Source organism: Streptomyces sp. NPDC059900 (assembly GCF_050270335.1).
GTDB lineage: Bacteria > Actinomycetota > Actinomycetes > Streptomycetales > Streptomycetaceae > Streptomyces.
The window spans coordinates 1-4,480 of record NZ_JBNNJZ010000625.1 but is presented as its reverse complement, the minus strand read 5'-3'; the positions used below and the strand labels follow the sequence as shown (position 1 = coordinate 4,480).

General features: G+C 71.4%; 7 protein-coding genes. 5 read left to right on the top strand and 2 right to left on the bottom strand.

The window, feature by feature from the left end:
• From ACQKIP_RS40620 to ACQKIP_RS40605, 4 genes are all read left to right on the top strand, one after another.
• A partial coding sequence (locus ACQKIP_RS40620; RefSeq protein ID WP_427745323.1) for a hypothetical protein occupies positions 1-803 on the top strand: 803 nt, incomplete at its 5' end.
• Between the two features lie 129 nt (positions 804-932).
• Positions 933-1,214 (top strand): hypothetical protein, encoded by a 282-nt coding sequence (locus ACQKIP_RS40615; protein WP_365856657.1) that lies wholly within the window; start codon positions 933-935, stop codon positions 1,212-1,214.
• A 148-nt stretch (positions 1,215-1,362) separates the two neighbouring features.
• Positions 1,363-1,905, top strand: coding sequence for an EF-hand domain-containing protein (locus tag ACQKIP_RS40610; protein ID WP_365856655.1), 543 nt, complete (start codon positions 1,363-1,365; stop codon positions 1,903-1,905).
• A gap of 243 nt (positions 1,906-2,148) precedes the next feature.
• Positions 2,149-2,823: a hypothetical protein gene (locus ACQKIP_RS40605; RefSeq protein ID WP_365856653.1), complete on the top strand. Its 675-nt coding sequence runs from the start codon at positions 2,149-2,151 to the stop codon at positions 2,821-2,823.
• A gap of 66 nt (positions 2,824-2,889) precedes the next feature.
• Here the strand turns inward: ACQKIP_RS40605 and ACQKIP_RS40600 are convergent, their stop codons facing one another.
• A complete protein-coding gene (locus ACQKIP_RS40600; protein ID WP_365856651.1) occupies positions 2,890-3,030 on the bottom strand; it encodes a hypothetical protein in 141 nt (46 codons plus the stop codon).
• A gap of 98 nt (positions 3,031-3,128) precedes the next feature.
• Positions 3,129-3,662, bottom strand: a complete 534-nt coding sequence (locus tag ACQKIP_RS40595) for a YbhB/YbcL family Raf kinase inhibitor-like protein (protein WP_365856649.1) — start codon at positions 3,660-3,662, stop codon at positions 3,129-3,131.
• Between the two features lie 87 nt (positions 3,663-3,749).
• Between ACQKIP_RS40595 and ACQKIP_RS40590 the strand changes: the two genes are divergently transcribed.
• Positions 3,750-4,454 carry a GntR family transcriptional regulator gene (locus ACQKIP_RS40590; protein WP_365856647.1) on the top strand — a complete coding sequence of 235 codons (705 nt, stop codon included), beginning with the start codon at positions 3,750-3,752 and terminating at the stop codon, positions 4,452-4,454.
• The last annotated feature ends 26 nt before the right edge of the window (positions 4,455-4,480 follow it).

Here is a 4,480-nt window from a genome sequence, read left to right as displayed (position 1 = left end):
TGCGTACCCCCCGCACTCTGCGCACCACCGCCATCGCCGCCATCGCCACCGCGGGCATCAGCCTGGGCGCCGCGTCCGGTGCCATGGCCGCCACTGCCCCGGGCACGGCCGCCCCCGCGTCCGTCAGCATCGAAGCGGCCGCGCACTCCAAGGCCAAGGTGAAGGCCAAGACCGTGAAGCTGCGCGACGGCTCCACCGCCAAGGTTTACAAGCTCGGCAAGAACAAGGCCAAGGCCGTCATATCGGGCCCCAAGGGCGGCACGCTGATCGCCAACGGCAAGAACGCCTACGCCAACCACAACGGCCTGCACATCAAGCTCACCCCGGGCGGCAGCCTCACCTCCTGGATGGACAAGGCCAAGCCGAAGCCCAAGCCGAAGCCGCAGCCCGAGAAGCGCCAGCACGTCCGTAACGACACCCTCGCCGACGGCTCCCTGGCCCGCGTCTACAAGCTCTCGCCCACCCACTGGCAGGCAGTCACCTCCGCCGGGTCCCTGGACGCCAACGGCCGCACCGCCCTCGGCAACCACAACGGCCTGCACATCAAGCTCACCGCGAGCGGCGGCCTGACTTCCTGGATGGACAAGGCAGGCGACGAGGCGCCGCAGCCCGCACCCGACGACGACGTGCAGCCCGACCCGCAGCCGACCCCGGACGACGACGTGCAGCCGAACGCCGACGAGCACGTGACGCCGGACGAGCAGAAGCCGGCGCCGGACGAGCTCAAGCCCGCGCCGGACACCGACCGGACGGCACCCGACAGCGCCGTGCCCCCGGTCCCGGCTCCCGTACCGGCCGTCTGATCCACCCCAGCCCCCGGCAGGGCGAGCACCATACGGAGTGAGGGACGTGCTCACCCGGTCCTCCACGCCCTGCCGGGCCCCTTCCCGCTCCCACCCCGAGCACCAGCCCCTGAAAGGTCCCTCCCGGCTGTGTCCGCGCGCGTCCGAGCCCTCCTGATCGTCATCTCCGCCCTCGCGGCGAGCGCACTTCCCACCGTCGCCGCGTTCGCCGATCCGCCCCACGTGCCCGCGACCGTGCCGCACAGCACGCCGCGCGAAGAGATCCAGCCCGCCGCCAACATCGCCGGGCAGATCGCCCGCCGCACCGCCGAACGCTCGACCGGAAAGCCGCTCGGCCTCATCCCCGACCAGGCCACCCAGCCCGTCACCCTCACCACGGGTCCGGTCAGATCCGGTGCGTCGCGCGCGTGATGCCCTATCCGGGTGATTACGGGTGTGGTGCGGACCCCGCGATGCCGAAACGGGACGAGGCTCTGATCGTGTGGCTGACGCGGTCGGCGGGGCGGCTGAGCCGGCCGTGCGATTCAGTGCACTGCACCCTCCCCGAAAGGCGGATCTCATGACCGATGCCGGACTGCGAGCCAAGTACATGCGCCGATTCCAGATCCAGGACGCCGACGGTGACGGCATCCTCGTCCGCGAGGACATCATCGGCCGCGCCGAGATCCTGCTGGGCGGGCTCGCGGAGTCGCCGCAGTCCCCGCGCGGCCAGGACGTGATCTCCGGAGCGCAGACGTACTGGGACGGGCTCATGAAGCTGGCCGGCGATCCCGGAGACGGACGGCTCACGGAGGCGGCGTTCGTCGATGCACTGCTGCAGGCCAAGGAGTCGGGGACGCTCGGAGAGCTGGTCCGGCCGTCGGTCGAGGCGCACGTGGCACTGATCGACACCGACGGGGACGGCACGGTGAGCCGGCAGGAATTCCTGCACTCCCAGGGGCTGTTCGGCATGCCTGAGGCCCAGGCGCAGAAGGCGTTCGATGCGATCGACTCGGACGGCGACGACCGGCTGACGGTCGAGGAGTGGCAGGAGGCCGTGATCGAGGCCTACAGCACGGGCGACGAGGTTCCCGGCGATCTGGTCATGGGGCTTCGGCACTGAGCGCGGCTTGCGGCTCCTGAGGCAGTTCCGTATGCCGCGGGGGCGAAGGCAGTTCCGTATGCCGCGGGCAGTCACCTGCCCGCGGCTTCGACGCCGAGCACCCGGCCGGAACCCGCGCGCGCCCCCGCAAGCCGCCCCGGAGCCTCCATGCACCCCGCCCGCGCCGTGGACCGGCGCCGCTCCCTGCCCGACGGTGAATGGAGAAGCACCCCGCCCCGGCAGCTCTGACCGCGAAGGGACTCCATGATCCATCCCAGCGAGACGCTCGCCCTGCAAACCGTCGAAGACTTCCTCACCCGCGATGAACTCATCCGGCTCCGCAAGTTCATGGACGACGAACTGCACACCACCGGCTGGGTCCCGCACTTCGAGGCCGAGGTCCTCCCCGCTCCTCCCCTGGCCCAGGAAATCCTCGGCCAGGCGGTGACCCGGGCCCTGCCGGCCATCCGTCGGGCCATCCCCTCCATCGCCTCGGCCGCGCCCTGGGGTTACACCGAGTTGACAGCCGGTCAGCGCGTACCGACCCACCTCGACGGCATACCCGATCCCGGCCCCATCGCCTGCCGCCTGGGCCGCATCGGCGTCGTCCTGGACGAGCCGGAGGCCGGCGGAGAGTTCTACGTCGAGACCACCTCCAGCGACCAGGTCTGGACCGGCGAGCACGTCGGCGGATTACAGGGCTTCCTGCCCGGCACCCCGCTCGCCCACCGCAACCCCCACGCACCCCTCCCGGAGGTCCACCGGCACGACAGCGAACCCGCCTGGCTGACCTCCTCCTCCCGCACCCGGTGGACGACCGACGCCGGCCCCGGCACGGCCATCGCCTACGGCGCCCACCTCATCCACGGCGTCCGGCCCGTCCGTACGGGACGGTTGCGCAAGTTCGTCACCGACCTGCTGACCGGCTCCGACCACTGAGCGCCCCGACGCCCGCCCGTCCGTCTCCTGGGGCGGGCGGACGGACGGTTTTCGCCCTGCGACCGGCTACCGCGTCGGTGTCCGGCACCGCAGCACGCTGAACTTTCGCAGCACCATCTCCTGCCCCTGGCAGTGAGTGGTGTCGACCTGGTCGAGCGCGTCGCGGTCCGTCAACACCTGGTCCAGCCGCTCGATCCACTCGGGCACCGGGTTTCCAGATCGTGGCCCTCGATGCAAGGGCTTTGGTCCTGCAAGGGAAGGTCCCGGCCGCGACGGCGGCCGGGACCTTCCGGTTTGGCTGTCTGTCAGGAGACCGTCTCAGCGGTGGCGTTCAGGACCGCTCGGCCCAGGATGTGACCGGCCATGGTGAAGCCGAGGAAGGCCGGGGTGGCCTCGGCAGGGACGCCTATGGAGTCGACGTCGAGGGCGTGCACCACGGTGAAGTAGCGGTGCGGGCCGTGGCCGGCCGGCGGGGCGGCGCCCATGAAGCGCGCCGCGCGGGCGTCGTTGGGCAGTTGGAAGGCACCCTCGGGCAGGCCCGAGCCGGTGTCGTCACCGGCGCCCTCGGGCAGTTCGGTGACGGTGGCGGGGATGTCGGCGACCGCCCAGTGCCAGAACCCGGAGCCGGTGGGGGCGTCGGGGTCGTAGACGGTGACGGCGTAGCTCTTGGTGCCCTCCGGAGCGCCGCTCCAGGACAGCTGCGGGGAGATGTCCTTCCCGCCGGGTACGCCGGAGGCGTGCTGTTCGGGCGGCCAGGCGGCGCCGTCGGCGACGGTGGTGCTGGTGACGGTGAAGGTCGCCGCCTCGGGGAGGCGGGCGAAGGGGTCGTTGGCGCTCATGGCGTCGTTCCTTCCAGATCGTGCCGTTCGATGAATCGACCGTAACACTAATAATCGATTATCTGCTGGATCGTCTATGATGGCGGCATGAATCAGACGACCCACGCCTCGGGCCCGACGGGGAAGCAGATGCTTTCCGAGCAGGTCTACGCACACCTGCGGGACGCGATCATGCGCGGGGACCACGCCCCCGGTGACCCCCTCAAGCCCCAGGACCTCGCCAAGGAACAGGGCGTGAGCCTGGCCGTCGTACGCGAGGCTCTCGTGCGGGTGGTCGGCGAGGGGCTCGCGGACCGGCTGCCCAACCGCGGCTTCGCCGTCCCCGCCTTTACCGACCAGCGCTGGCAGGAGGTCGCGGAGGCCCGCCGCGCCATCGAGCCGGTCATGCTGCGCATGTCCGTCGAGCGCGGCGACGTCGACTGGGAAGCGCGCGTACGAGCCGCCCACCACCGCCTGTCCCGCACCCCGGCGTACGCGGCGGAGGAGGGCGAGCACTACAGCAGCGCATGGGCCGAAGCCCACCGGGTCTTTCACCGCACACTGCTGGAGGGATGCGGCAACCCCGTCCTGCTGGAGACCTTCGACCGGCTGTGGACCGCGAGCGAACTGGCCCGGCGCTGGTCGGCGCATCGCAACCCCGACCGGGACGGGGCACTGGAGCATCGCCGGCTGGAAGAGGCGGCGCTCGCCCGCGACGCCGACACCGCAGCCGAGGCCCTGACCCAGCACCTCACCCAGACCGCGGCAGGGCTGACCGATTGCCCCCACCATGAGCCCCCCGCGCAAGCCTGATGGGCCACGCGCCTTCCCGGACCGCA